Annotated in this window: 24 protein-coding genes and 1 tRNA gene; 3 read left to right on the forward strand and 22 right to left on the reverse strand. The window is 66.0% G+C overall.

What is annotated here, in order from left to right; genetic code table 11:
* Nucleotides 1-7 precede the first annotated feature (7 nt).
* The 16 genes from nuoL to VN11_RS15495 form a co-directional block, all read right to left on the reverse strand.
* A complete protein-coding gene (gene nuoL / locus VN11_RS15420; RefSeq protein WP_053450382.1) occupies nucleotides 8-2,182 on the reverse strand; it encodes an NADH-quinone oxidoreductase subunit L in 2,175 nt (724 codons plus the stop codon).
* Nucleotides 2,183-2,189: 7 nt separating this feature from the next.
* Entirely contained in the window at nucleotides 2,190-2,495 is a 306-nt protein-coding gene (gene nuoK / locus VN11_RS15425; protein ID WP_005410454.1) for an NADH-quinone oxidoreductase subunit NuoK, read from the reverse strand.
* A complete protein-coding gene (locus VN11_RS15430; RefSeq protein ID WP_006458640.1) occupies nucleotides 2,492-3,148 on the reverse strand; it encodes an NADH-quinone oxidoreductase subunit J in 657 nt (218 codons plus the stop codon). Before VN11_RS15430 ends, nuoK begins: the two co-directional genes overlap by 4 nt.
* Before the next feature lie 9 nt (nucleotides 3,149-3,157).
* On the reverse strand, nucleotides 3,158-3,646 hold the full coding sequence (gene nuoI, locus VN11_RS15435; protein ID WP_005417924.1) for an NADH-quinone oxidoreductase subunit NuoI: 489 nt from the start codon (nucleotides 3,644-3,646) through the stop codon (nucleotides 3,158-3,160).
* 4 nt (nucleotides 3,647-3,650) lie between these two features.
* A complete protein-coding gene (gene nuoH, locus VN11_RS15440) occupies nucleotides 3,651-4,745 on the reverse strand; it encodes an NADH-quinone oxidoreductase subunit NuoH (protein ID WP_006458641.1) in 1,095 nt (364 codons plus the stop codon).
* Nucleotides 4,742-6,976, reverse strand: coding sequence for an NADH-quinone oxidoreductase subunit NuoG (gene nuoG, locus VN11_RS15445; protein WP_053450383.1), 2,235 nt, complete (start codon nucleotides 6,974-6,976; stop codon nucleotides 4,742-4,744). Before nuoG ends, nuoH begins: the two co-directional genes overlap by 4 nt.
* Nucleotides 6,973-8,313 carry an NADH-quinone oxidoreductase subunit NuoF gene (gene nuoF / locus VN11_RS15450; RefSeq protein ID WP_006458704.1) on the reverse strand — a complete coding sequence of 447 codons (1,341 nt, stop codon included), beginning with the start codon at nucleotides 8,311-8,313 and terminating at the stop codon, nucleotides 6,973-6,975. The genes nuoG and nuoF overlap by 4 nt, the downstream gene beginning before the upstream one ends.
* Nucleotides 8,314-8,317: 4 nt before the next feature.
* Nucleotides 8,318-8,845: an NADH-quinone oxidoreductase subunit NuoE gene (nuoE, locus tag VN11_RS15455; RefSeq protein ID WP_006381132.1), complete on the reverse strand. Its 528-nt coding sequence runs from the start codon at nucleotides 8,843-8,845 to the stop codon at nucleotides 8,318-8,320.
* 97 nt (nucleotides 8,846-8,942) lie between these two features.
* On the reverse strand, nucleotides 8,943-10,250 hold the full coding sequence (locus tag VN11_RS15460; RefSeq protein WP_008264464.1) for an NADH-quinone oxidoreductase subunit D: 1,308 nt from the start codon (nucleotides 10,248-10,250) through the stop codon (nucleotides 8,943-8,945).
* Complete coding sequence (locus VN11_RS15465) at nucleotides 10,247-10,996, reverse strand: NADH-quinone oxidoreductase subunit C (protein WP_005410462.1); 750 nt, start codon at nucleotides 10,994-10,996, stop codon at nucleotides 10,247-10,249. Before VN11_RS15465 ends, VN11_RS15460 begins: the two co-directional genes overlap by 4 nt.
* Nucleotides 10,997-11,029: 33 nt before the next feature.
* The gene (locus VN11_RS15470) at nucleotides 11,030-11,584 is read right to left on the reverse strand and encodes a NuoB/complex I 20 kDa subunit family protein (protein WP_005410463.1); all 555 of its coding nucleotides are present in this window, start codon (nucleotides 11,582-11,584) and stop codon (nucleotides 11,030-11,032) included.
* Nucleotides 11,575-11,931 carry an NADH-quinone oxidoreductase subunit A gene (locus tag VN11_RS15475; protein WP_008265012.1) on the reverse strand — a complete coding sequence of 119 codons (357 nt, stop codon included), beginning with the start codon at nucleotides 11,929-11,931 and terminating at the stop codon, nucleotides 11,575-11,577. Before VN11_RS15475 ends, VN11_RS15470 begins: the two co-directional genes overlap by 10 nt.
* Nucleotides 11,932-12,042: 111 nt before the next feature.
* Nucleotides 12,043-12,127, reverse strand: a tRNA-Leu gene (locus VN11_RS15480).
* Between the two features lie 51 nt (nucleotides 12,128-12,178).
* A complete protein-coding gene (secG, locus tag VN11_RS15485; protein WP_006458798.1) occupies nucleotides 12,179-12,616 on the reverse strand; it encodes a preprotein translocase subunit SecG in 438 nt (145 codons plus the stop codon).
* A gap of 31 nt (nucleotides 12,617-12,647) precedes the next feature.
* Nucleotides 12,648-13,403 carry a triose-phosphate isomerase gene (gene tpiA, locus VN11_RS15490; protein WP_053450384.1) on the reverse strand — a complete coding sequence of 252 codons (756 nt, stop codon included), beginning with the start codon at nucleotides 13,401-13,403 and terminating at the stop codon, nucleotides 12,648-12,650.
* Nucleotides 13,404-14,067: 664 nt separating this feature from the next.
* Entirely contained in the window at nucleotides 14,068-15,045 is a 978-nt protein-coding gene (locus VN11_RS15495; protein ID WP_053450385.1) for an isopenicillin N synthase family dioxygenase, read from the reverse strand.
* 151 nt (nucleotides 15,046-15,196) lie between these two features.
* Between VN11_RS15495 and VN11_RS15500 the strand changes: the two genes are divergently transcribed.
* The 3 genes from VN11_RS15500 to VN11_RS15510 are packed head-to-tail and all read left to right on the forward strand — an operon-like array spanning nucleotide 15,197 to nucleotide 19,089.
* On the forward strand, nucleotides 15,197-17,074 hold the full coding sequence (locus tag VN11_RS15500; RefSeq protein ID WP_053450386.1) for a DUF3413 domain-containing protein: 1,878 nt from the start codon (nucleotides 15,197-15,199) through the stop codon (nucleotides 17,072-17,074).
* Nucleotides 17,075-17,093: 19 nt separating this feature from the next.
* Nucleotides 17,094-18,239, forward strand: a complete 1,146-nt coding sequence (locus tag VN11_RS15505) for a glycosyltransferase family 4 protein (protein WP_053450387.1) — start codon at nucleotides 17,094-17,096, stop codon at nucleotides 18,237-18,239.
* Complete coding sequence (locus VN11_RS15510; protein ID WP_053450388.1) at nucleotides 18,232-19,089, forward strand: polysaccharide deacetylase family protein; 858 nt, start codon at nucleotides 18,232-18,234, stop codon at nucleotides 19,087-19,089. Before VN11_RS15505 ends, VN11_RS15510 begins: the two co-directional genes overlap by 8 nt.
* Before the next feature lie 49 nt (nucleotides 19,090-19,138).
* Here VN11_RS15510 and VN11_RS15515 read toward each other — a convergent pair whose 3' ends face one another.
* The 6 genes from VN11_RS15515 to trpB form a co-directional block, all read right to left on the reverse strand.
* Nucleotides 19,139-19,621, reverse strand: a complete 483-nt coding sequence (locus tag VN11_RS15515) for an RcnB family protein (protein WP_049456111.1) — start codon at nucleotides 19,619-19,621, stop codon at nucleotides 19,139-19,141.
* 261 nt (nucleotides 19,622-19,882) lie between these two features.
* A complete protein-coding gene (gene glmM / locus VN11_RS15520; RefSeq protein ID WP_053450389.1) occupies nucleotides 19,883-21,244 on the reverse strand; it encodes a phosphoglucosamine mutase in 1,362 nt (453 codons plus the stop codon).
* Nucleotides 21,244-22,119 carry an acetyl-CoA carboxylase, carboxyltransferase subunit beta gene (accD, locus tag VN11_RS15525; protein WP_005410473.1) on the reverse strand — a complete coding sequence of 292 codons (876 nt, stop codon included), beginning with the start codon at nucleotides 22,117-22,119 and terminating at the stop codon, nucleotides 21,244-21,246. The genes glmM and accD overlap by 1 nt, the downstream gene beginning before the upstream one ends.
* 196 nt (nucleotides 22,120-22,315) lie before the next feature.
* Nucleotides 22,316-23,125 carry a tryptophan synthase subunit alpha gene (trpA, locus tag VN11_RS15530; protein WP_053450390.1) on the reverse strand — a complete coding sequence of 270 codons (810 nt, stop codon included), beginning with the start codon at nucleotides 23,123-23,125 and terminating at the stop codon, nucleotides 22,316-22,318.
* 1 nt (nucleotide 23,126) lies between these two features.
* Entirely contained in the window at nucleotides 23,127-23,816 is a 690-nt protein-coding gene (locus VN11_RS15535; RefSeq protein WP_053450391.1) for a hypothetical protein, read from the reverse strand.
* Nucleotides 23,813-25,030 (reverse strand): tryptophan synthase subunit beta, encoded by a 1,218-nt coding sequence (gene trpB / locus VN11_RS15540; protein WP_014647880.1) that lies wholly within the window; start codon nucleotides 25,028-25,030, stop codon nucleotides 23,813-23,815. The genes VN11_RS15535 and trpB overlap by 4 nt, the downstream gene beginning before the upstream one ends.
* Nucleotides 25,031-25,081 lie beyond the last annotated feature (51 nt).

Below are 25,081 nucleotides of genomic sequence, written 5' to 3' on the forward strand. Positions count from 1 at the left end.
CAGGTCATCAACGCAGGTAATGCATCAGCACGCCCAGCAGGGCAATCAGGCCGATGATCATCGCGAAGGCGTAGTGATAGAGGAAACCGGATTGGGTACGACGCAGCACGCCGGCTGCGACGTCCACAACACGTGCCGAGAGATTGACCACGCCGTCGACGATGTTGCTGTCGATCCAGCGCGAGACCTTGCCCAGCTTGACGCTGCCGCCGGCAAAGCCATCGATCCACAGCTTGTCGAAGCCGTACTTGTTTTCCAGCACCGACACCAGCGGGGCGAAGGTCTTGCGCGCCTTGCCCGACAGGTCCGGCTTCCACAGGTAGAACAGTGCAGCCAGCAGGAAGCCCGCCAGGGTCAGCCAGAACGGCGGCAGCATCATGCCGTGCAGCGCGAACGCCACCGGCCCGTGGAACTCTTCACCCAGGAAGGCAACGGTGTTCTTGGCCGGATCGTAGAAGTTCACGATACCGGTGAAGAACGTGTTGACCTGGCCCTGGATCGCCGCGTGGGCGTGGTGGCCGGCCCAGTCGGTGCCATGCAGCATCGGACCGATGCTGAAGAAACCGATGGCGATCGACGGGATGGCCAGCAGGATCAGCGGCAGGGTCACCACCCACGGGGTTTCATGCGGCTCATGCGGACCGTGGCCATGGCCGTGGTCGTCATGGGCATCGCCGTGGTGGGCATCGGCATGGTGTGCGTCTGCGGCGTGGTGATCGTCATGGCCGTGGCCATGGTCATCATGCGCGTCGCGGAAGCGCTCCTTGCCGTGGAAGGTCATGAACAGCAGGCGGAAGCTGTAGAAGCTGGTCACCAGCACGCCACCCAGCACCGCCCAGTAGCCATAGGTGGCCACCCAGCTGTTCTGCATGTGGGCGTGGATCTCGGCCGCCTCGATGATGGTGTCCTTCGAGTAGAAGCCCGAGAAGAACGGCGTACCGACCAGGGCCAGGGTACCGATCCACATGGTGACGAAGGTGATCGGCATGTACTTGCGCAGGCCGCCCATCTTGCGCATGTCCTGCTCGTGGTGCATCGCGATGATGACCGAGCCGGCGCCCAGGAACAGCAGGGCCTTGAAGAACGCGTGGGTCATCAGGTGGAACACGGCGGCCGAATAGGCCGACACGCCCAGCGCCACGGTCATGTAGCCCAGCTGCGACAGCGTGGAGTACGCGACGACGCGCTTGATGTCGTTCTGCACGATGCCGATCAGGCCGGTGAAGAACGCGGTGGTGGCGCCGATGAAGAGGATGAAGTTCAGCGCGGTCTGCGACAGCTCGAACAGCGGCGACATGCGGGTAACCATGAAGATACCGGCGGTCACCATCGTCGCGGCGTGGATCAGTGCCGAGATCGGGGTCGGGCCTTCCATCGAGTCCGGCAGCCACACGTGCAGCGGGACCTGGGCCGACTTGCCCATGGCGCCGATGAACAGGCAGATGCAGATGACGGTGGCGATCGACCAGATCACCGGCTCGTTCAGCAGCTGCATGCCCAGGATCGTGCCGTCCCAGATCTGCAGCTGGGCGCGCGGGTCGGCCAGCATGCCGGCCTGCGAGAACACCTGCGAGTAGTCCAGGGTGCCGAACACCCACAGCACGCCGGCGATGCCCAGCAGGAAGCCGAAGTCACCGACGCGGTTGACCAGGAACGCCTTCATGTTGGCGAAGATCGCGGTCGGGCGCTTGAACCAGAAGCCGATCAGCAGGTACGACACCAGGCCCACCGCTTCCCAGCCGAAGAACAGCTGCAGGAAGTTGTTGCTCATCACCAGGGTGAGCATCGAGAAGGTGAACAGCGAAATGTAGCTGAAGAACCGCTGGTAGCCCGGGTCGTCCTGCATGTAGCCGATCGTGTAGATGTGGACCAGCAGCGACACGAAGGTCACCACCACCATCATCATCGCGGTCAGCTTGTCGACCATGAAGCCGACGTGGGCCGAATACTGGCCGACTTCGAAGAACGTGTAGATGTTCTGGTTGAACGGCTGCGCACCGCCCCACAGCAGCTGGTAGAGCGTGTACATCGACAGGCCGCAGGCAACCGCGACGCCGAGGATGGTGATGGTCTGCGCGCCGAAGCGCTTGACCTGGCGACCGAACAGGCCGGCGATGATGCTGCCGAACAGCGGTGCAAGCACCACTGCGATCAACAGACTCTTGGAGAGAGTGATTTCCATCTGTGGATCAGCCCTTCAGCGAATCGACTTCGCCGACATTGATCGTGCGGCGGGTACGGAACAGGGTCACCAGGATCGCCAGGCCGATGGCGGCTTCCGCGGCGGCGACGGTCAGGATGAAGAACACGAACAGCTGGCCGGACGGATCGCCCAGCTGACGCGAGAAGCCGACGAAATTGATGTTCACCGACAGCAGCATCAGTTCGATCGACATCAGCAGGACGATGACGTTCTTCCGGTTGAGGAAGATGCCGGCCAGGCTGATGGCGAACAGCACCGCGCCGAGCGCAAGCATGTGGCCAAGGGTAATCACGGCTGGGTCTCCTCGCCGGCGGCCGGCTTGCTGTTGCTGTGCACGACCGGTGCTTCGGCGCCCATCTTGACCATGCGCAGGCGCTGGCCGGCCTTGACCATGGTCTGCTCGCCCGGGTTCTGGCTCTTCACGCCGGTACGGCGGCGCAGGGTCAGCATCACGGCGGCAACCACGGCCACGGTCAGGATGACGGCAGCGAACTCGAACGGCAGCAGGTACTCGGTGAACAGCGTGCGCGCCAGCCAGGTGACGTTGGAGCTGTCGGCGGCGACCGCAGCGGCGTTGTCGGCCGGGAACGGGGTGACCGAGCGGGCCTTGACGCCGATCAGGATCAGCATCTGCACGAGCATCGCGACCGCGACGATCAGTCCGACCGGCAGGTAGCGCACCCAGCCCTCACGCAGCTTGGTGGGGTCGATGTCCAGCATCATCACCACGAACAGGAACAGCACCATCACCGCGCCGACGTAGACCAGCACCAGGGCAACACCGAGGAACTCGGCGCCCACCAGCAGCCACACGCAGGCGATGGAGAAGAAGGTCAGCACCAGGCAGAGCACGGCGTGAACCGGGTTGCGCACGCTGATCACCGCACCGGCCGAAACCGTTGCCGCGATGGCGAACACCCAGAAAGCGATATTTACCCAATCCATCTCTCGACCTCAGCGGTAAGCGGCATCGGCGGCGCGACGCTCGGCGATCTCGGATTCGAGACGGTCGCCCAGGGCCAGCAGCTGCGGCTTGGTAACGATGTTTTCGCCACGATTCTCGAAGTGGTACTCGAGGATGTGGGTTTCGACGATCGAGTCCACCGGGCAGCTTTCTTCGCAGAAGCCGCAGAAGATGCACTTGAACAGGTCGATGTCGTAGCGCGTGGTACGGCGGGTGCCGTCTTCGCGCTTGGCCGAGTCGATGGTGATGGCCAGCGCCGGGCACACCGCTTCGCACAGCTTGCAGGCGATGCAGCGCTCTTCACCGTTGGGATAACGGCGCAGGGCGTGCAGTCCACGGAAGCGCGGCGACTGCGGGAACTTCTCCATCGGGTACATCATCGTGTACTTCGGCTTGAAGCTGTACTTCAGCGTCAGCCAGAGGCCCGCCAGCAGTTCGAGCAGCAGCAGGCTCTTGAAGTAATGGGTAATCCTGTTCATCACTTTAGACGCCCTTTTGAATCACGCCGAAGAACACCATGACGGCGGTAACCGCGATCCACAGAATGGCCAGCGGGATGAAGACCTTCCAGCCCAGGCGCATGATCTGGTCATAGCGGAAGCGCGGGAAGCTGGCACGGAACCAGATGTAGGCACTGGCGAAGAAGAACACCTTGACGAACAGCCACGGTGCACCGCCCTTCCAGATCCAGTCGACCAGCGGCGAGACATCGCCGAAGTTGACCCAGCCCTGGACCGGGCTCAGCCAGCCGCCGAGGAAGAAGATCGAGATCAGGAAGCTGATCAGGATCATGTTCGCGTATTCGGCCAGGAAGAACAGCGCAAAGGCACCGCCGGAGTATTCGACCATGTGGCCGGCAACGATTTCCGACTCGCCTTCCACCACGTCGAACGGCGCGCGGTTGGTTTCGGCCACGCCCGACACCCAGTAGATGACGAACAGCGGGAACAGCGGCAGCAGGAACCAGTCGAAGAAGCCGGAGCTGCCGGCCTGCGCCATCACGATGTTGCTCAGGTTCAGGCTGCCCGAAGCGATCATCACGCCGACCAGGGCGAAGCCCATCGCGATTTCGTAGCTGATCATCTGCGCCGAGGCGCGCATGGCACCCAGGAACGCGTACTTCGAGTTGGACGCCCAACCGGCCAGGATGATGCCGTAGATGCCCAGCGAGGTCATCGCCAGCAGGTACAGCAGGCCGGCGTTGGCGTTGGACAGCACGATCTGCGAATCGAAGGGCACCACCGACCAGGCCGCGAAGGCCGGGGCCAGGGTGATCAGCGGGGCCAGCAGGTAGATCGCCTTGTTGGCGCTGCTCGGCTGCACCACTTCCTTGAACAGCAGCTTGAAGACGTCGGCGAAGGCCTGGAAGATGCCCATGCCGACGTACATCGGGCCGTGGCGGACGTGCATCCAGCCGATCAGCTTGCGTTCCCAGACCACGTAGAAGGCCACCGAGATGATCACCGGAACGGTGATCACCAGGATCTTCAGGATGATCCAGATCAGCGCGCCGATGTCACCGAGGCCAAGCAGCCACTGGTGCAGCGGGTCGACCGCGTTCAACAGCAATTCGTTCATGCAGCCACCACCGTTACGCGAGCGGCACCCAGCGGCGCGGTCGCGCCGTGGCCCGATTCAATCCAGACCGAACCCGCAGCGACGCGGGCGTCGACCACCACCGGCAGGGTGGCCTTGCCGGCATCGGTGCCGACCTTGGCCATCTGCCCTTCCTGCAGCTGCAGGCGAGCGGCATCTTCAGCGTTCAGCACGATGCGCGGGGCGTTGTTGAGCGGATGCGACTGCAGCGCCGGGGCGCGACGGACCACCGCATCGGTGCGGTAGATCGCGGCGGTCGAAGCCACTTCCAGGCCTTCGCCGGCCACCGCCGGCTGCGCCGAAGCGGCAACGCTGACCGACACCGGGGCCAGGCTGGCGCGCAGGCCGGCCAGGTCGGTGAAGTCGAAACCGGCCAGCGCCATTTCGCCGCCCAGTGCGCGCAGCACGCGCCAGCCTTCACGCGCCTCGCCCGGCAGCTTGCCGCCGGCACGGGCCGACTGCTCGCGACCATCGAGGTTGGTCAGGGTGGCGTCGATTTCCGGCAGCGCGCCGATCGGCAGGATCACATCGGCGACGTCGCGGGTGGAGACACAGGCGAACTGGCTGAAGGCCACCACCTTGGCACCGACCAGCGCCTTGCGCGCAGCCGGAGCATCGGCGAAGTCCAGGCCCGGCTCCAGGCCGTACACCACGTAGGCCTGGCGCGGCTGCGCCAGCATCGCGGCGACGTCCTTGCCGGCCGGCAGCACGCCGGCACGGGTCAGGCCAACGGCATTGGCGCCCTGCGGGATGCGGCACAGCTTGGCACCGGTGGCGGCAGCGAAGTCACGCGCGGCGGCGCGGATCGCGGCAGCCTGCGGGTGGTTCTCGGCGATGCCGCCGACGATCAACACGGTGTTGTTGCCGCCCTGCACTGCCGAACGCAGCTCGGCGTTGGCCAGCGCGTCGACGAACTTCGACGGCGCGACGATCTGCTTGCCGGCAATGCTGAAGGCAAAGTCGAAGTCCACCGGGTTGACGACGTGGATCTTGGCGCCATTAGTGGTCTGCGCCTTGCGCAGGCGGGCGTGCAGCAGCGGCAGTTCGTGGCGGATGTTGCTGCCCAGAACGACGATGCGGTCGGCGCCTTCGATCTCGGCCAGCGGCAGGCCGAACACTTCGGCGGTTGCGGCGTCGGAGAAATCGCGGTTGTTGATGCGGTGGTCGATGTTGCTCGAACCCAGGCCCTTGGCCAGGCGGGCCAGCAGCGCGCCTTCCTCGTTCGAGGTCGACGGATGCACCAGCACGCCCAGGTTGTCGCCCTGGTTGGCCTTGAGGATTTCGGCGGCCGCGGCCAGGCCTTCGGCCCAGCTCACTTCCTTCCACTCGCCATTGACCTTGCGCAGCGGCTTGACCGCACGGTCTTCGCTGTACAGGCCCTGGTGAGAGTAGCGGTCACGGTCGGACAGCCAGCATTCGTTGACGGCTTCGTTGTCGCGCGGCACGGTGCGCAGCACTTCGCCGCGACGCACGTGCAGGAACAGGTTCGAACCCATCGCGTCGTGGTAACCCAGCGACTCGCGTGCGGTCAGTTCCCACGGACGGGCGCGGAACTGGAACACCTTGTTGGTCAGCGCACCGACCGGGCAGACGTCGACGACGTTGCCGGACAGTTCGGTGGTCAGCGGCTTGCCGTCGTAGGTACCGATCTGCAGGTTCTCGCCGCGGTACATGCCACCCAGTTCATAGGTGCCAGCCACGTCGGCGGTGAAGCGCACGCAGCGCGTGCACTGGATGCAGCGGGTCATTTCGGTGGCGACCAGCGGACCCATGTCCTCGTCCGGCACCACGCGCTTGCGCTCGTTGAAGCGGCTGACCGAACGGCCATAGCCCAGCGACACGTCCTGCAGCTCGCACTCGCCGCCCTGATCGCAGATCGGGCAGTCCAGCGGGTGGTTGATGAGCAGGAACTCCATCACCGAGCGCTGGAACTTCAGTGCCTTCTCGCTACGGGTGGCGACCTTCATGCCGTCCATCACCGGAGTGGCGCAGGCCGGCGCCGGCTTCGGCGACTTCTCCACGTCCACCAGGCACATGCGGCAGTTGGCGGCGATCGGCAACTTCTCGTGGTAGCAGAAGCGCGGAATCGAAATGCCGGCCTTGTCGGCGGCCTGGATGATCATCGAGCCCTTGGGCACGACCAGCGACTTGCCATCGATCTCGATGGTGACGTGATCGGGTGGGACGCTCGGATTTACGGGTTGCGCGCTCATGCAGCGGCTGCCTCCACCTTCTTGCCGTCAACCATCGAATGACCGTTGACGATGTAGTACTCGAACTCGTCCCAGAACTGGCGCAGGAAGCCCTGGATGGGCCATGCAGCCGCTTCGCCGAACGCACAGATGGTGTGGCCTTCGATCTGGCCGGCCACTGCCTTCAGCTGGTGCAGGTCTTCCATCGTGGCCTTGCCGGCGACGATGCGCTCCAGCACGCGGTGCATCCAGCCGGTGCCTTCACGGCACGGGGTGCACTGGCCGCAGGATTCCTTGTGGAAGAACTGGCTGATGCGGCAGGCGAACTTGACGCAGCAGACGCTGTCATCGAGCACCACGACGGCGCCCGAACCCAGGCCCGAGCCCAGGGCACGGATGGTGTCGTAGTCCATCGGCAGGCCCTTCAGCTCGGCCGCGGTCAGCACCGGCATCGACACGCCACCCGGAATCGCGCCCTTCAGGGTGCGGCCCGGACGCAGGCCACCGGCCATTTCCAGCAGGTCGTCGAAGGTGGTGCCCAACGGCACTTCGAAGTTGCCGCCGTTCTGTACGCAACCGGACACCGAGAAGCACTTCGGGCCGCCGTTGGCGGTCAGGCTCAGGCCCTTGAACCACTCCGGGCCGTTGCGGATGATCGCCGGCACCGAACCGTAGGTTTCGGTGTTGTTGATCGTCGACGGCTTGCCGTACAGGCCGAAGTTCGCCGGGAACGGCGGCTTGTAGCGCGGCTGGCCCTTCTTGCCTTCCAGCGATTCCATCAGCGCGGTTTCTTCGCCGCAGATGTACGCGCCGGCGCCCAGCGCACCGTAGATGTCGATGTCCACGCCCGAGCCCATCACGTTCTTGCCCAGCCAGCCATTTGCATAGGCGTCGGCCAGGGCCTGCTCGAAGTGCTCGAACGGCTCGTGGTGGAACTCACCGCGCAGGTAGTTGTAACCCACCGTCGAACCGGTGGCGTAGCAGGCGATCGCCATGCCTTCCACCACCGAATGCGGGTTGTAGCGCAGGATGTCGCGGTCCTTGCAGGTGCCCGGCTCGGATTCGTCCGAGTTGCAGAGGATGTACTTCTGCATGTTGCCCTTGGGCATGAAGGACCACTTCAGGCCGGTCGGGAAGCCCGCGCCACCGCGGCCGCGCAGGCCCGAGGCCTTGACCATCTCGATGACCTGTTCCGGCGGGATCTTCTCTTCGAGGATCTTGCGCAGGGCGGCGTAGCCACCGGTCTTCAGGTAGCTTTCGTACGACCACGGGGTGTCGTAATGCAGGGTGGTGTAGACCACCTGGTGCGGCAGCGGCGCGGGGCCGACCGGACCCTTGGATTCGTGGTGATGTGCCATGCCCTTACTCCAGCCCGTCCAGCAGCTCGTCGACCTTTTCCAGGGTCAGACGCTCATGGTAGTGACCGTTGATGACCATCATCGGCGCGCCACCGCAGCCGGCCAGGCACTCTTCCTCGCGCTTGAGGTAGACGCGGCCGTCCGGGGTCGATTCACCGTGCTTGATGCCCAGCTTCTTCTCGCAATGGCGCACGATGTCCTCGGCGCCATTGAGCCAGCAGCTGATGTTGGTGCAGATGGCCACGTTGTTGCGGCCCACCTTCTCGGTCTCGAACATCGAGTAGAAGCTGGCGACCTCGTAGGCCCACACCGGCGGCAGATCAAGGTACTTGGCCACGCCGGCGATCAGCTCGTCGGTCAGCCAACCCTCGTTCTGCTCCTGGGCCGCATGCAGGCCCTGCAGCACGGCAGAGCGCTTGCGGTCCGGCGGGAACTTGGACAGCCAGTGATCGATGTGAGCGCGGGTCTTGTCGCTCAGCACCACCATCGGGTCGACGTCGCGCGCCGCCTCGAAATTACCTGTCGCCTTCATCGGCCGACCTCAGCGAAATGCATAACGTGAAATTGCAGAAACTGCGGCGCCGGCTTGCGCCGGCTGCCTGCAGCGGGCGTTGGCGTGGCGGACGGCATTACCGGTCAACCTCGCCGAACACCAGGTCGTAGGTACCGATCATCGCCACCACGTCGGCCAGCATGTGGCCGCGCACGACCGAATCGATCGAGGACAGGTGGGCGAAGCCCGGTGCGCGCAGGTGAACGCGGAACGGCTTGTTGGCGCCATCGGAGACCAGGTAGCAGCCGAACTCGCCCTTGGGCGCTTCCACTGCCGCGTAGGTTTCACCGGCCGGCACGCAATAGCCTTCGCTGAACAGCTTGAAGTGGTGGATCAGCGCTTCCATGTCGTCCTTCATGTCCTCACGCTTGGGCGGAGCGACCTTGAAGTTCTTGACCATGACCGGGCCTGGGTTGGCCTTCAGCCACGCCACGCACTGCTTGATGATGCGGTTGGACTCGCGCATTTCGGCAACGCGGACCAGGTAGCGGTCGTAGCAGTCGCCTTCCTTGCCCAGCGGGATGTCGAAATCGACGGCATCGTACTTGGCGTACGGGCGCTTCTTGCGCAGGTCCCAGGCGATGCCCGAGCCGCGCAGCATCACGCCGGTCATGCCCCACTGGTGGGCCAGCTCCGGAGTGACCACGCCGATGCCGACGGTACGCTGCTTCCAGATACGGTTGTCGGTCAGCAGGGTCTCGTATTCGTCGACACGACCCGGGAATTCGTTGGTGAAGTTTTCCAGGAAGTCCAGCAGCGAACCTTCACGCGAAGCATTGAGCTGCTTCAGCGCCTTGCCCTTGTGCCAGCGCGACTCCTTGTACTTCGGCATGTGGTCCGGCAGGTCGCGGTAGACACCGCCCGGACGGTAGTACGCCGCGTGCATGCGCGCGCCGGAGACTGCTTCGTAGCAGTCCATCAGCTCTTCGCGCTCGCGGAAGGCGTACAGCATCACCGCCATCGCACCCAGGTCGAGCGCGTTGGAGCCCAGCCACATCAGGTGGTTGAGGATGCGGGTGATTTCGTCGTACATGGTGCGGATGTACTGCGCACGCTCCGGCGCCTCGATGCCCATCAGGGTCTCGATCGCGCGCACGTAGGCGTGCTCGTTGCACATCATCGACACGTAATCCAGGCGATCCATGTAGCCGATCGACTGGTTGAACGGCTTGGACTCGGCCAGCTTCTCGGTACCACGGTGCAGCAGACCCACGTGCGGGTCGGCGCGCATGATGGTTTCGCCGTCCATTTCCAGGATCAGGCGCAGCACACCGTGAGCGGCCGGATGCTGCGGGCCGAAGTTCATGGTGTAGTTGCGGATTTCCTGCCGGCTTTCGGCGGCGTTGCTGGCGAAGGCTTCGCCGGCCTGGTGTACGTGGCTCACTTCACTGCCTCCTGCGCGCGCTCACCTTCTGCGGTCTGCAGACGGGCGTCGTCACGGATCACGCGCGGCACGCCGACACGCGGCTCCACCGAGGTGACCGGTTCGTAGATCACGCGCTTCTTTTCTTCGTCGTAGCGGACTTCGACATTGCCGATCAGCGGGAAGTCCTTGCGGAACGGATGGCCGACGAAACCGTAGTCGGTCAGGATCCGGCGCAGGTCCGGGTGGCCTTCGAAGATCACGCCGTACAGGTCGAACGCTTCGCGCTCGAACCAGTTCAGGCCCGGCCAGATGCCGGTCAGCGAGGACACCACCGGCAGCGCTTCGTCAGGGGCGAAGCAGCGCAGGTGCATCATCAGGTTATGCTGGTACGAACGCAGCTGCGCGACCACGGCGAAACGCTGGGTCGGCATGTGCTGCGGGCGGGCACCGTCGGCACCGTTCTCCTCGGTGGGGAACTCGCCCCACGCGAAGCGGCCCTGGGCCTTGCCTTCGACGCCACGGCTGAAGCCCTGCGAGGACACGTCGGCGGTGTCCCATTCGTCGGAGCCATAACCGAGGTAGTCGACGCCGCAGAGATCCACGGCCTGCTCGAAACCAAACTCGTCACGCAGCGCCAGGGCGGTGGCGTGCCACTCGGCGGCAGGCACTTCCAGCGTCACTTCGCCGCGGGGTTCGACCACGATGACCTTCGCACCTGCGAAACGTGCGGAGAGTCGGTCGATGAAGGATGCTTGCTCTGCCATGGGGGCTTGGCGCGCTCTTGTCAGGTGAAGGGGTCAGCGGGCGATGGTCTGTGTACGCCAGATCTTCTTCTGCAGCTGCAGGATCCCGTACACCAGCGCCTCGGCGGTCGGCGGGCAGCCCGGGACGTAGACGTCCACCGGCACCACGCGATCACAGCCGCGCACGACAGAATAGGAGTAGTGGTAATAGCCGCCGCCGTTGGCGCAGCTACCCATCGAGATGACCCACTTCGGGTCCGGCATCTGGTCGTAGACCTTGCGCAGCGCCGGGGCCATCTTGTTGACCAGGGTACCGGCCACGATCATCACGTCGGACTGACGCGGCGACGGGCGGAACACCACGCCGTAGCGGTCAAGGTCCAGGCGCGCGGCGCCGGCGTGCATCATCTCGACCGCGCAGCAGGCCAGACCGAAGGTCATCGGCCACATCGAACCGGTGCGTGCCCAGTTCAGCAGTGCGTCGACGCTGGTGGTGACGAAGCCCTTTTCCAGCAGCGGGTTGTCGCCTTCCGGCCGCAGGATGTCATCAACCCGGCCTTCCGGCGTGGGGTTGTTCATGAGGCCATCGAGAGTCTGAATCACTCCCATTCCAGCGCTCCCTTCTTCCAGACGTAAATGAAACCGAGGAACAGCATGCCAACGAACAGGCCCATGGTGATGAGCGAACGGGCGCCCAGTTCCATGAAGACCTGGGTCCACGGCACGATGAAGATGATTTCCAGGTCGAAGACGATGAACTGGATCGCGATCAGGTAGTAGCGCACGTCGAACTTCATGCGCGCGTCTTCGAAGGCCTCGAAGCCGCACTCATACGGCGACAGCTTTTCCAGATCGGGGCGGCGGGGACCGAGGAATCGACCAACCAGCATCAGCGTAATGCCGATACCGGTGGCAACGATCAGAAACAGCAGAGACGGCAAATATTCGGCCAGCACAGCGATTCTCTCTTGCCTCTGCCGCCGCGCCTGCAGGCGCTTTGGCATGGGGGAGTGGACGGGAATCTGCCTGGCGCCTTGCGCGCCAGACGAACCCGCTTTACTTACAAATGGTGCCCAAGAGGGGACTCGAACCCCTACGACTTGCGTCGCTACCACCTCAAGGTAGTGCGTCTACCAATTCCGCCACCTGGGCAAACGATCACATCAGACTATCTTCCCGATGCGCCGCGTATTGTAACCGGCTTCAGTCTTTCTGGGAGCCTTCCGAAGGCTTTTCTTCACCAGAATTCGAAGATTCCGCCTTGGCCGGCACATTCGCGGCCGGAACCGGGGCAGCCGGGACCGCATCGGCCTTCGGAACGGCCGGCAGTTCGCCGGCCGGAGCCGCCGGGGCACTGGCCGCCGGAGCGGACATCAGGCCAAGATCCTGGTCGGCCGCCGGGCGGGTGCCGTGACCGGCATACCAGGCCATGAAGAGGCTGATACCGAAGAACACCACGGCCAGCCACTTGGTCGACTTGGACAGGAAGTTCGAGGCGCCGCGCGCACCGAACACCGTACCCGAGGCACCGGCACCAAAGCCCGAACCCGCCGCCGCACCCGAGCCACGCTGCATCAGGATCAGCGCGATCATGGCCACAGCGACCAGCACGTAGACGACATTGAGGATCAACATCAGCATTGGAAACCGCCCTCGGACAATACTTCTAGGATTAGTTCGCGGCCGCCGCCCTTGCGATGGCCAGGAAGTCTGCGGCCACCAGGGAGGCGCCACCGACCAGCCCACCATCGACATCCGGCTGCGCGAACAGTTCCCCGGCATTGTCGGGCTTCACGCTACCGCCGTAAACAATGGGCAGTGAATCAGCGATTCTAGCATCGATGCGCGCGACTTCGCCACGGATGAACGCGTGCACCTGCTGCGCCTGCTCCTTGCTGGCGGTACGGCCGGTGCCGATTGCCCAGACCGGCTCGTAGGCCACCACGGCCTGGGCGAAACCGTCCGCGCCGACCAGCTCGAGCACCGGCGCCAGCTGGCTGGCGATGACCGCTTCGGTCTGGCCTGCCTCGCGCTGCTCCAGGGTCTCGCCTACGCACAGCACCGGCACCAGGCCAGCATGCAGGGCCGCGGCGAACTTGCGCGCGACCAGTTCGCTGCTTTCGTGGTGGTACTGGCGACGCTCGGAATGGCCGACCAGGCCATAGCGGGCACCCACCTCGTGCAGCATGGCGGCGCAGACCTCGCCGGTGTAGGCGCCCTTCTCGTTGCTGCTCACGTCCTGTGCGCCGAAGGCCAGGCCGGTTTCGCCGAAATCCTCGACCAGCTCGCCCAGATACGGCAGCGGCGGCAGGATCACCACGTCCACCCCCTCCAGCGGGAGCCCGGTGGCGACCTGCCCCAGCAGTTCATTGGCGAATTGACGGCTGCCATGCAGCTTCCAGTTTCCGGCGACGATCTTGCGGCGCATGAGCGGGTGGCTCCTGTGTGAAGTCAGCCGGTCATGATACCCGCTACGGCAAAAATCCGTTTCCGTGTAAGCGGTTACATGGATTTTCAGCCAACGGCGCAGCCCCTCGTGGCGGGTTTGGGGTTGGTCGCATAAGGCCCGGTGGGTTTTGGAGCTTGGCCGGGCGGGTGAGGATGGCGGGGGACGCCGTAAACCCGTCCCTGGGGGCTTGGCCGCGGCATCCATGCCGCGGACACCCCCGCCATCCCCACCCACCCGGCCTCTGACACATTCCGGCGGTTCCGCCCGCCACGGAAAGAAAAAAGAAGAGCAAGAGCAAGATCGGCATCCCGAGCGCCCCCTGCCCCACTTCGATCTGACGGATCTCATCCACGCATGGCGTGAAATCGTGTCGACCAAGGTCGACACCTACCGGAAATCCTGATTTACCCACCGTCACCGGGAAACTGTCGAAGGCGGGGAGGTGTCGGATGGCGGGGTGTCCGCGGCATGGATGCCGCGGCCAAGCCCCCAGGGACGGGTTCACGGCGTCCCCGCCATCCGACACCTCCCCGCCTCCCCGCGGAACATCCCAGAGCCGCTTTGGCTTTGGCTTTGGCCTCTGCGGGTGCAGGGCGCAGCCCTGCAAAGAAAAAGGCCGCCTTTCGGCGGCCTTCACTTCTTGTTACTTCAGCTTGATCTCGCGCAGGCGTTCCTCGAGGAAGCCGTGGGCGGTGATCGCCTCCGGGTAGCGACTCGGGTTCTCCGGGGTGATGCACGAGGGCAGCACGTCGATCAGGAAGTCCGGGTTCGGGTGCAGGAAGAACGGCACCGAGTAGCGCGGCTGGCGCGCCAGCTCACCCGGGGGATTGACCACGCGGTGGATGGTCGACGGATACACGTGGTTGGTCAGGCGCTGCAGCATGTCGCCGATGTTGACCACGATGGTGTCCGCGTCTGACGTAAACGGCACCCACTCGCCCTCGTGCGACTGCACTTCCAGGCCGGCGGCGCTGGCGCCCACCAGCAGGGTGATGAAGTTGATGTCGCCATGGGCACCGGCGCGTACGTTCGGAATGTCGTCGGTGGTGATCGGCGGGTAATGGATCGGACGCAGGATCGAGTTGCCGAAGTTGGTCTTGTCGGCGAAGAAGTCTTCCGGCAGCCCGATGTGCAGGGCCAGCGCCGACAGCACGCGCGAACCCAGGTTATCCAGCGCCTGATACAGACCGTAACCGCGCTCACGGAAGCCCTCGACCTCGGTCGGCCACAGGTTCGGCGCCATCACGTCGCGGTACTTGGAGTCGTCGGCGATTTCACGGCCGATGTGCCAGAACTCCTTCAGGTCGAAATGCTTGGAGCCCTTGGCGGTCTCCACACCGAACGGGGTGTAGCCGCGGGCGCCGCCGCTGCCGGCCACGTGGTACTTGCGCTTGACCTCGTCCGGCAGGGCGAAGAAGGCCTTGAAGGCATCGTAGGCCGCATCGATGTCGGCCTGCGGGATGCCATGGTTGCGGATGCCCGCGAATCCCCATTGGCGGTAGGCCGCGCCCAGCTCGGCCACGAAGGCCTCGCGGTCGCTGTCGAAACGGGTGATGTCGAGGGTGGGGATCTGGCTCACAGCGGTTCCTGGCTTGTCGTTGGGTCTGGGGGGCCAGCGCATTCATGGCCCGCCTGAACATTGTGACAGATCGCCCGGGCGACGCCACTCGATACGAAGAAACAAACCGATACAATGCGCGACCCGCGCGCGGAGCAACGCGTCCGTCACGTGGGCCCCGCCCCTTTCCCGCGCTCCCTGAACCTGTCCCGCCATGCCCGCAGCTGCCCCTGCCGCCCCCGCCATAGAAGGTTCCGCCCGGCGCTGGCGCCGGCTGGCGTGGTGGTCGCTGTTCGTCGTCGGCAATGCCGTGCTGGCCGCCGCGATCGCGCTGGGCAATGTACCGCTGCGTGACAATCCGGGCGGCGGCGCCGGTCTGGCCTATCTGGCGATCGCCCTGCCCGGCCACCTGCTCGCCTTCGGCGCGCTGGCCGGCCTGCTGCCGTTGCTGCTGGGCCTGTGGCCGCGCAGTGCGCGTACGCTGAGCATCAGCGCCGTACTGCTGCAGGGCCTGTGGCTGTGCCTGCTGCTGGTCGACGCCAAGGTCTTCACCCTGTACCGCTTCCACCTCAATGCCATGGTCGTGAACATGGTGTTCGGCGGCGCCCTGCAGGACCAGGTGGCCCTGTCCTGGAAGACCTGGCTGCAGGTCGCGCTGCTGGCTGCCGCGGTGTTCACCGCCGAGGGCCTGCTGGCCTGGGCGTGCTGGAAGCTGCTGCCGGCCGCGCCGCGCCGGCGCCGGGTGCTGCAGGCCTGGGCGGTGGTGGCACTGCTGATGGCGGGCGGCCAGGTCGCCACCGCCTATTACGACGCCCGCGGCGACCGCGATGTGATCACGCAGTGGAACTACCTGCCGTGGGCGCAGCCGATCACCGCCAAGAGTTTCATGCGCAGGCTGGGCGTGGTCAGCGAACAGCAGGTGGGCCTGCCTGATCCGCGCCATGCCCAGCTTGTCTATCCGCTGCAGCCGCTGCGCTGCCAGAACCCGCACCGGCCCAACGTGCTCATGGTGGTGCTGGAATCGCTGCGCCACGACGCTCTCACCCCGCAGGTCATGCCGAACACGGCGGCACTGGCCGAGTCCGCGCGCGTATACGAGCGTCACTTCAGCACCGGCAACGCCACCCGCTATGGACTGTTCGGGCTGCTGTACGGCCTTCCGGGGGGCTATTGGCCAAGCATGCTGGATGAGCAGCGCGGTTCACAGCTGTTCAAGGTGCTTGGCCAACAGGGCTACGACCTGCACCTGTACGGCAGCGCGCCGCTGTACAGCCCTGAATTCGACCGCACCGCCTTCGCCGACGTTCGCGAGCAGCTGCACCAGGGGCCGGCGGGGCTGGGGTCGGAAGCGCGCGACAGCCACATCGTGGCCTCGCTGCGGAAGGACATCCGCGCCAGCCAGGCCGCGCATACGCCGTGGTTCGGCTTCGTCTTCCTTGATTCGACCCATGCCCCGTACCACATCCCCAAGGGCTATCCGCCGCTGGCCACCCCGATGGCACGGGAAATCGACTTCCTGAAATTCGGCCCTGACCACGACCCGACCCCCGAGTTGAACCGCTACCGGACTGCCGTGCACTACGCTGACAGCCTGGTTGGCACGCTGCTGGACGATCTGCGCGCACAGGGCCTGGAGCAGGACACCATCGTGCTGGTCACCGGTGACCACGCCGAGGAATTCAACGACCTCAAGCTGAATTACTGGGGTCACAACGGCAACTTCTCCGACTACCAGCTGCAGGTGCCCTTCGTGCTGCATTGGCCGGGCCAGGCCAGCGGCCATGAATCGCGCACCAGTTCGCACGAGGACTGGGTGCCGACCCTGATGCGCCATGCACTGGGCTGCGAGAACGCATTGACCGATTACAGCACCGGCCACGACCTGCTGGCCGAACCGCAGGGCAGGCGCGCCCTGGTGGTCGAAAGCTGGTCGCAGCGCGCGGTGCGCGATGGCGATGCCATCTACGTGTTCGACAAGTTCGGCAACGCAACCGCGTTGGACCTGCATTACCGCCCGCTGCCACAGCAGACCCCCGATGCGGCCGCTGTCCGCACTGCATGGGAAGCGCTGACCCGCTTCCGCAACCGCTGAGCCTCAAGGACCGAACCGCATGAACCGTCCGCTGCGCATCCTGCACACCGAAGCCGCCAAAGGCATGGGTGGGCAGGAGATCTACATCTTCCGCCACATGCAGGTGATGCGGGCGCGCGGCCATGACGTATCGCTGTTGTGCCAGCCCGATGCTCGCCTGGCCACCCTGGCACGCGATGATGGTTTCACCGTGCACACCCTGCGCATGGGCGGCCTGGCCCGGCTGCTGCGCGGCATCTGGTCGGTGTCGCGGCTGGTGCGCCGCGAACGTTACGACGTGGTCAACACGACCAGCCGCCGCGATGCGCTGATTGCCGCCGCCGGTGCACGACTGGGAGGAACTCCACTGGTGGTGCGCTCGCGCCACCTGATGAGCCCGGTCAATTCACTGCTGACCTATACCCGGCTCCCGCACCGGGTGCTGACCGTGAGCAGCTTCGTCAAGCAGCTGCTGGCCGACCGCGGCATTCCAGCCGAGCACATCGGCATCGTGCCACCGATCGCGGTGCCGCCGCGCTGGAGCGACATCCACCTGGACAACCCGTGGCAGCGACTGCAGGAAGTCCGCGCCGAAGTCCGCGCCGAACTGGGCTTCGGCGAACAGGACGTGGTGGTGGGGTGCGTGGCGGTGCTCCGCGAGGCCAAGGGCCATGCCGATCTGCTGCAGGCGATGGTGCCGCTGTGCAAGACCAACCCCCACCTGCACCTGGTGGTGGTGGGCGACGGCGAGGTGGTGATGGATCGACTGCAGGCGATGCGCGACGCGCATGGGCTGCAGGCGCAGGTGCATCTGCTCGGCTACCGCGATGGTGCCTGCCGGCTGATGGCCGGTTTCGACATCTTCGCGCTGGCCTCGCACAAGGAGGCCGCCGGTACCGTGTTCCTGGAAGCGGCCTATGTCGGCGTGCCGATCGTGGCCACCCGCGTCGGTGGCGTACCGGAGATGGTGGTCGACGGCAGCAATGCGATCCTCACCCGGCTGGGCGACAATGCAGCCCTGACCGGCGCCCTGCGCCTGCTGGTGGACGATCCCGAACGGCGACGGCAGATGGGCCGCGCCGGCTGGGACTGGATGCACAGCGCGCACCGCTTCACCCCGGCTGGCCATGGCGAGGCCACCGAACACTATTACCACCAGTGGCTGAAGGAGCTGGGACATGGCTGACGCGCGAACTGTTCCGGTGCTGATGCACCACCACGTGAGTCCATCGCCGGGCATGATCACCGTGTCACCGGAGAATTTCGAAAGCCAGATCGCCTGGCTGGCCGGCAACGGCTGGACCTCGCTGACGCTGGACCAGTACGCCGGCTTCCTGGCCGGCAGGCCGGTGCCACGCAAGTCGATCGTGATCACCTTCGACGATGGCTACCTCGACAACTGGGTCTACGCACACCCGATCCTGCAGAAGTACGGCATGCACGCCGTGGTGTTCGTGGTCACCGGCTGGATGGGTGAAGGCCCGGAGCGGCCGCACGCCGGCATCGCCGGAGCGTCGCTGCCCGCCACCCCGGACCACCGCGGCTGCGAAGCGGCGATCTACGAACAGAACCGCAGCGATGATGTGATGATGCGCTGGAGCGAAGCACGTGCGGCCATCGCCGCCGGCACCTTCGAAGTGCACTGCCACACCCACACCCACACCCGTTGGCTGCGCCGCGACGACCTGGACCGTGCACAGCGCCGCGCCGGCCTGAGCCGCGACCTGGCGATCTCGCGCGACGTGCTGCAGGAAAAGCTTGGCGAAGTGTCCGACACGCTGTGCTGGCCGTATGGCGACTTCGACCAGGACCACATTGAAGTGGCACGCGAGCAGGGTTTCCGCTACCTGCACACCACCCACCCGTTCGGCCGCAACGTGGTGGGCGGCGATCCGGAACGCATCTACCGGTTTGCGATCCGCAACCGCCCGGCCAGCTGGCTGCGCAAGCGCATCGCGCAGAGCTACAACCCGCTGATCGCACCGCTGTTCAATGGCTTCAAGGCGCGCCAGAAGAAGATGGTGCCGGGGCCCTGAGCGCAAGGGCCTCCCCCGCCCGCTGCGGCGCGGGAGGCCCATGTCGGTCTCAGAAGAAGCGCCCGTACACGGCTTGCACGATCTCGCCGTTGCCGGTGTTGATCAGCAGCGCATCCGGCCCATAGCGCACCCATTCGTAGCCCATCGGCGGCATGTCCAGGCCGAACAGCCAGAAGTCGTTGAGGATGTAGTCGCCGATCCAGTACGGGCGCGGCAGGAACTGGCCGTAGTGCCAGCGCTGGTACGCATAGCCCACCGGCGGATGGTAGGGCCCGATGCGGAACGCATGGTCGGCGCGGAAGTTGTGCCGGTACTCCTCGCGGAATGCCGGCCGTGCATTACCCAGCTCGCGCGGGCGCTCCATCCTTGGGTAGCCCCACGGCGCGCGCATCGGCTCCTCGCGCGGAGCGGACATATGCGGCCCACCTTCGGGACGACGTTCGGCGCTGGCAATGGAGACGCCACCCAGCAACGGCAGCACCAGCAGCGCACCTGCCAGCAGGCAGCGGCTGCAGCGCAATGAAGTGTTCATGGTCATGGTCCTTGCAACAACAGTGAAAGGATGGAGCACGAACGGCTCCGACCGGGTCCCGGCCTGCGTAGCGCCTGCATGCATGCAGGCAAGAGATCCTGATCCCGGGAATACGCCGCGTATCGTTCACGCGATGTCACAAAGCGCACAGCCGCAGCTGAACGTGGTCGCCGGTCGTGATCGGTTCAGTCACCCTCGCTGGAAAACAACATGGCCGCAAAAGCGGCCATGTCGTGGCATCACGTTGTACGGTCGCCGGCTTCAGGCAGCGGCTTCACGGACCGCCGCGGACAGGCGGTCCAGCGTTTCCTGCATCAGTGCTGCGTCATCGGCTTCCACCGTGACCCGCACCACCGGCTCGGTACCGGACGGGCGCAGGAACGCACGGCCACGACCAGCCACCGACTGCTGCGCGACGGCCAGCGCGGCCTGCACGCGGTCGGCCTGCACCGTGGCCTTGGCCGAGACATTGCCCAGCCGCACGTTGACCGTCTTCTGCGGTACCCGCACCAGCCCCTTCAGCGCCTGGCGCAGGGTCTGCCCGCTGCTGCGCAGCGCCACCAGTACCTGCAGGGCGCTGATGATGCCATCGCCAGTGGTTGCCCGGTCCAGGCACAGCAGGTGGCCGGAGGCTTCACCACCCAGCACGCCACCGCCTTCAATCAGCGCCTGGTGCACGTAACGGTCACCGACGTTGCTGCGCTCGAACGGAATCTGCAGGTCGGCGAAGGCCTTCTCCACGCCGTAGTTGCTCATCAGCGTGCCGACCACCGGGCCATGCAGGCGACCTTCGGCCTTCCACGCGCGCGCCAGGATGTACAGCAGGTCATCGCCGTCAACCGGATTGCCCTGGTCGTCGGCCATCAGCACGCGGTCACCGTCACCATCGAAGGCGATGCCGAGATCGGCGCGGGTCTCGCGGACCTTGGCCGCCAGGTTGTCGATATGGGTGGAGCCGACCCCTGCGTTGATGTTGATGCCGTTGGGTTCGGCGCCGATGCCGATCACCTCGGCCCCCAGCTCACGGAACAACAGCGGTGCGATCTGGTAGGTGGCGCCGTGCGCGCAATCCAGCACCAGGCGCAGCCCGCGCAGGTCGAAGGCGCGCGGCACGCTGGCCTTGCAGAATTCGATGTAGCGGCCGACCGCCTCGCGTGCGCGCGACGCCTTGCCCAGCTTTTCCGATTCGGCAGTGGCGAACGGAACATCCAGTGCCGCTTCAAGCGCCAGTTCGGTGGCATCGTCGAGCTTCTCGCCCTGGGCGGAGAAGAACTTGATGCCGTTGTCGTAGTGCGGATTGTGCGAAGCACTGATGACGATGCCGGCGTCCACGCCCAGGGTACGCGTCAGGAACGCGACCGCCGGAGTCGGCATCGGGCCGAGCAGCTGCACGTCGGCGCCGGCGGCGACCAGCCCGGCTTCCAGTGCCGCTTCGAACATGTAGCCGGAAATGCGGGTGTCCTTGCCGATCAGCACGATCGGCCGGCGCCCGTCCTGGCCGCGCTGGGCGACCAGCACGCGCCCCAGGGCATTGCCCAGGCGCAGCACGAAGTCCGCCGAGATCACGCCCTGGCCGACCCGCCCACGGATGCCGTCAGTACCGAAGTACTTGCGGCCTCCCATCAAGCCACCTCCGGCGCCGGCTGGCGGCCCAGCATCGCCAGCAGGTCGGACAGGCGGTCGCGCATTTCGCGGCGGTCGCAGATCTGGTCGATGGCACCATGCTCCAGCAGGAACTCCGAACGCTGGAAACCCTCCGGAAGCTTCTCACGCACGGTCTGCTCGATCACGCGCGGGCCGGCAAAGCCGATCAGCGCCTGCGGCTCGGCGATGTTGATGTCGCCCAGCATCGCGAACGACGCCGACACGCCACCGGTGGTCGGATGGGTCAGCACCGAGATGTACGGCAGGCCGGCTTCACGCAGCTTGCCCAGCGCGGCCGAGGTCTTGGCCATCTGCATCAGCGAGAACAGGCCTTCCTGCATGCGTGCACCGCCGCTCTGCGAGAAGCACACGTAAGGGGCGCCGATCTCGACTGCGGTTTCGGCAGCCAGCGCGAAGCGCTCACCGACCACCGAGCCCATCGAGCCGCCCATGAAGGCGAAGTCGAACGACGAAGCCACCAGCGCACGCCCCTTGAGCAGGCCGCGCATGGCGATCAGCGCGTCGTACTCGCCGGTGTTCTTCTGCGCGATCTTGATGCGCTCGCTGTACTTCTTCTGGTCCTTGAACTTGAGCAGGTCGGTCGGCCCCAGGCGCGCACCGATCTCGGTGGTGCTGTCAGCGTCGAACAGCGCCGCCAGCCGCGCGCGCGCGCGGATCGCCATGTGATGGCCGCACTTCGGGCAGACCTCCAGGTTCTCTTCCAGCTCAGGACGGTACAACGCGCTGCCGCAGTTGCTGCACTTTTCCCACAGGCCCTCGGGGACGCTGCGCTTCTTGCTGGGGGTGTTGTCGGTGCGGATGCCGGACGGCATCAACTTGCTGAGCCAACTCATGCGGGAGGACACTTCCGTTCAGGGCGGCCCGGGGGCCGCAAAGGCGGACAGTCTAGCTCCGCTGCCCCCGCCCGTGCACCCCTTGCGGTGCCCGGGCCAGCTGGAAAAAACCATGCTGGGACGTACGTTTAGGTCCGGGTCGCGCCCGCCGCTGGCCGGCAGCCCGGAGGATGCCGGCCCGTGGCCGGCACGACCGTCACGCGTCCAGCGCCTGCCGCAACGGTGCGAGGAAGGCTGCGGCGCGCTGCGCGGCGTCTTCCGCCGAGCCCGCCTCTGCCAGCACCGCCACCAGTGCGCTGCCTACCACCACGCCGTCGGCCTGCCGCGCCATTGCCGCGGCACTGGCCGCGTCCTTGATGCCGAAGCCCGCCACGACCGGCACCGAGGCACGCTTGCGCAGTGCCTGCAGGCGGGCGCTGGCAGCATCGCTGTCCAGCCGCTCGGACGCACCGGTGACACCGGCAAAGCTGACGTAGTACAGGTAGCCACGCGCCAGGGCCATCAGCTTGTCGGCACGCGCTTCACTGGTGGTCGGCGACGCCAGCAGGACCAACGCCAGGCCAGCGGCCTCGAACGCCTGCTGTGCATCACCGGCTTCTTCAGGCGGGAGATCGACCAGCAGCACGCCGTCCACGCCGGCCTTCACTGCGGCGTCGGCGAACGCTGCGTAGCCATGGATCTCGACCGGATTCAGGTAGCCCATCAGCACCACCGGGGTCTGCGCATCACGCTCCCGGAACTGCGCCACGGCCTGCAGCACGTAACGGCTGCCGGCACCGCGCGCCAGCGCGCGCTCGGAGCTGCGCTGGATGGTGGGTCCGTCCGCCATCGGATCGGAGAACGGAACGCCCAGTTCGATCACATCGGCGCCGGCCTCGACCAGTGCGTGCATGACCGGCACGGTAGCCTCCAGCGAGGGATCGCCGGCAGTGATGAAGGGGATCAACGCCTTGCGCTGCTGCTCGCGTAGGCGCTGGAAACAGGCATCAAGTCGGGATACGGGCATGTCAGGTACATCCTTCGATCAGGTCAACGGCGCCGCTGGCGCCCCAGTACATTCGGGATACGGTGCCGTCGACGATCTCCACGCGGATCGCCAGGTCGGAACCGGGGTCCTGCCAGAGCAGGGTCTCGCCGGCCTCCACATCCTTGCCATAAGGCTGGGCGGAGACGCCCTTGGGCAGCAGCTGCAGGGCCTGCGCGCGCGGCATGTCCAGGTGCAGGCCGAACGGCCCCGGCTGGACCACCACCTGGCCCGAATCGTCGATGGGGGCCAGGTCGAAACGCACCACGTCACCGTCCTGCACCATCATCGCCACGCCTTCAGGCAGCGTGCCGCGCTCGTAATACTCGCAGCGCCCGGAGGTCGCCTCGCTCAGCCCGGCCGAGTGCCACTGCCCCTCGCTCTGCAGTTCACTGAAAGGTTGGCCGATCAGCACCTCGCCGGCATGGTCCAGTGCCACCGAAACCACCGCCGGAGCACTGTCGTCATCGGCAGCATCGTCTGCGCCTGGCAACGGTGCGTCTTCGATCGGACGATGTGCTGCAGCATCGTCGTTGCTGGCAACCTGGCGTGCCGGGGCGATCGCCGCCGGGGACGCCGGCGCCGGCGCCAGCACCGGCGGATCGGGCGGCGCGCACCCCCCCAGGCCGACCGCCAGCACCCACGCCCCACCATGGCGCAGCATGCAATTCACAGCACCAGGCCTTCGCGCGCGGCGATGGTATGCACGTCCTTGTCGCCGCGGCCGGACAGGTTGCACAGCACGATCTGGTCGCGCGGACGCTCGCGCGCCAGCTTGATCGCCTGCGCCAGCGCGTGGCTGGATTCCAGTGCGGGCAGGATGCCCTCGGTGTGCGCCAGCAGGTGGAACGCCTGCAGGGCCTCTTCATCGGTGATGCCGAGGTAGCGCGCGCGGCCGGTATCGGCCAGGAACGCATGCTCCGGGCCGACGCCCGGATAATCCAGGCCAGCCGACACCGAATGGGTCTCGATGATCTGGCCGTCGTCGTCGCACAGCACGTAGGTGCGGTTGCCATGCAGCACGCCCGGGCGACCGGCGGCGATCGACGCGGCATGGCGACCGGTGCTGATGCCATCACCTGCCGCTTCGGCGCCGACGATCTCGACCTGGCGGTCGTTGAGGAAGGCATGGAACAGGCCGATGGCGTTGCTGCCGCCGCCGACGCAGGCGGTGATCGCATCGGGCAGGCGGCCGTACTCGGCCAGCATCTGTTCGCGTGCCTCGCGCCCGACGATGGCGTTGAAATCGCGCACCATGCGCGGGTACGGGTCCGGACCGGCGACGGTGCCGATGATGTAGAAGGTGTCCTGCACGTTGGTCACCCAGTCGCGCATCGCTTCGTTGAGCGCATCCTTCAGGGTGGCCGAGCCGGAGGTGACCGGCACCACCGTCGCGCCGAGCAGCTTCATGCGGTAGACGTTGATCTTCTGCCGCTCGATGTCGGTGGCGCCCATGTACACCACGCATTCCAGGCCCAGGCGCGCGGCGACGGTAGCGCTGGCCACGCCATGCTGGCCGGCGCCGGTCTCGGCGATGATGCGCTTCTTGCCCATCCGCGCGGCCAGCAGGGCCTGGCCGATGGTGTTGTTGATCTTGTGCGCGCCGGTGTGGTTCAGGTCCTCGCGCTTGAGCAGGATCTGCGCGCCACCGACATGGTCGCTCAGGCGCTGGGCGTGGTAGATCGGGCTCGGCCGGCCCACGTAATGGGCCAGGTCGCGGTCGTAGGCCGCCTGGAATGCCGGGTCCTGGCGGGCCTGGTCATAGGCCTGGGCCAGTTCCTGCAGCGGGCCGACCAGGGTTTCGGCGACGAAACTGCCGCCGTAGCGGCCGAAGTGGCCCTGGGCATCCGGGAAGGCGTGATAGTCGGCGATGGGGGAGGCAGACATGGAGACGACCGGTGGTTCAAGACAGGTGGATACTCTAGCGCACGGGTCGTG

Source organism: Stenotrophomonas maltophilia (genome assembly GCF_001274595.1).
GTDB classification, from domain to species: Bacteria; Pseudomonadota; Gammaproteobacteria; order Xanthomonadales; family Xanthomonadaceae; genus Stenotrophomonas; species Stenotrophomonas forensis.

Excerpts from the sequence above, each read along its gene's own strand:
- nuoL (WP_053450382.1), bottom strand. The coding sequence starts at position 2,182 with ATGGAAATCACTCTCTCCAAGAGTCTGTTGATCGCAGTGGTGCTTGCA.
- VN11_RS15510 (WP_053450388.1), top strand. The coding sequence starts at position 18,232 with ATGGCTGACGCGCGAACTGTTCCGGTGCTGATGCACCACCACGTGAGT.
- VN11_RS15465 (WP_005410462.1), bottom strand. The coding sequence starts at position 10,996 with ATGGCAGAGCAAGCATCCTTCATCGACCGACTCTCCGCACGTTTCGCA.
- VN11_RS15430 (WP_006458640.1), bottom strand. The coding sequence starts at position 3,148 with ATGGATTGGGTAAATATCGCTTTCTGGGTGTTCGCCATCGCGGCAACG.
- VN11_RS15495 (WP_053450385.1), bottom strand. The coding sequence starts at position 15,045 with ATGCGCTGGCCCCCCAGACCCAACGACAAGCCAGGAACCGCTGTGAGC.
- VN11_RS15500 (WP_053450386.1), top strand. The coding sequence starts at position 15,197 with ATGCCCGCAGCTGCCCCTGCCGCCCCCGCCATAGAAGGTTCCGCCCGG.
- glmM (WP_053450389.1), bottom strand. The coding sequence starts at position 21,244 with ATGGGAGGCCGCAAGTACTTCGGTACTGACGGCATCCGTGGGCGGGTC.
- nuoI (WP_005417924.1), bottom strand. The coding sequence starts at position 3,646 with ATGAACAGGATTACCCATTACTTCAAGAGCCTGCTGCTGCTCGAACTG.
- VN11_RS15505 (WP_053450387.1), top strand. The coding sequence starts at position 17,094 with ATGAACCGTCCGCTGCGCATCCTGCACACCGAAGCCGCCAAAGGCATG.
- nuoE (WP_006381132.1), bottom strand. The coding sequence starts at position 8,845 with ATGAAGGCGACAGGTAATTTCGAGGCGGCGCGCGACGTCGACCCGATG.
- VN11_RS15470 (WP_005410463.1), bottom strand. The coding sequence starts at position 11,584 with ATGGGAGTGATTCAGACTCTCGATGGCCTCATGAACAACCCCACGCCG.
- secG (WP_006458798.1), bottom strand. The coding sequence starts at position 12,616 with ATGCTGATGTTGATCCTCAATGTCGTCTACGTGCTGGTCGCTGTGGCC.
- tpiA (WP_053450384.1), bottom strand. The coding sequence starts at position 13,403 with ATGCGCCGCAAGATCGTCGCCGGAAACTGGAAGCTGCATGGCAGCCGT.
- VN11_RS15515 (WP_049456111.1), bottom strand. The coding sequence starts at position 19,621 with ATGAACACTTCATTGCGCTGCAGCCGCTGCCTGCTGGCAGGTGCGCTG.
- nuoH (WP_006458641.1), bottom strand. The coding sequence starts at position 4,745 with ATGAACGAATTGCTGTTGAACGCGGTCGACCCGCTGCACCAGTGGCTG.
- trpB (WP_014647880.1), bottom strand. The coding sequence starts at position 25,030 with ATGTCTGCCTCCCCCATCGCCGACTATCACGCCTTCCCGGATGCCCAG.
- nuoF (WP_006458704.1), bottom strand. The coding sequence starts at position 8,313 with ATGGCACATCACCACGAATCCAAGGGTCCGGTCGGCCCCGCGCCGCTG.
- accD (WP_005410473.1), bottom strand. The coding sequence starts at position 22,119 with ATGAGTTGGCTCAGCAAGTTGATGCCGTCCGGCATCCGCACCGACAAC.
- trpA (WP_053450390.1), bottom strand. The coding sequence starts at position 23,125 with ATGCCCGTATCCCGACTTGATGCCTGTTTCCAGCGCCTACGCGAGCAG.
- nuoG (WP_053450383.1), bottom strand. The coding sequence starts at position 6,976 with ATGAGCGCGCAACCCGTAAATCCGAGCGTCCCACCCGATCACGTCACC.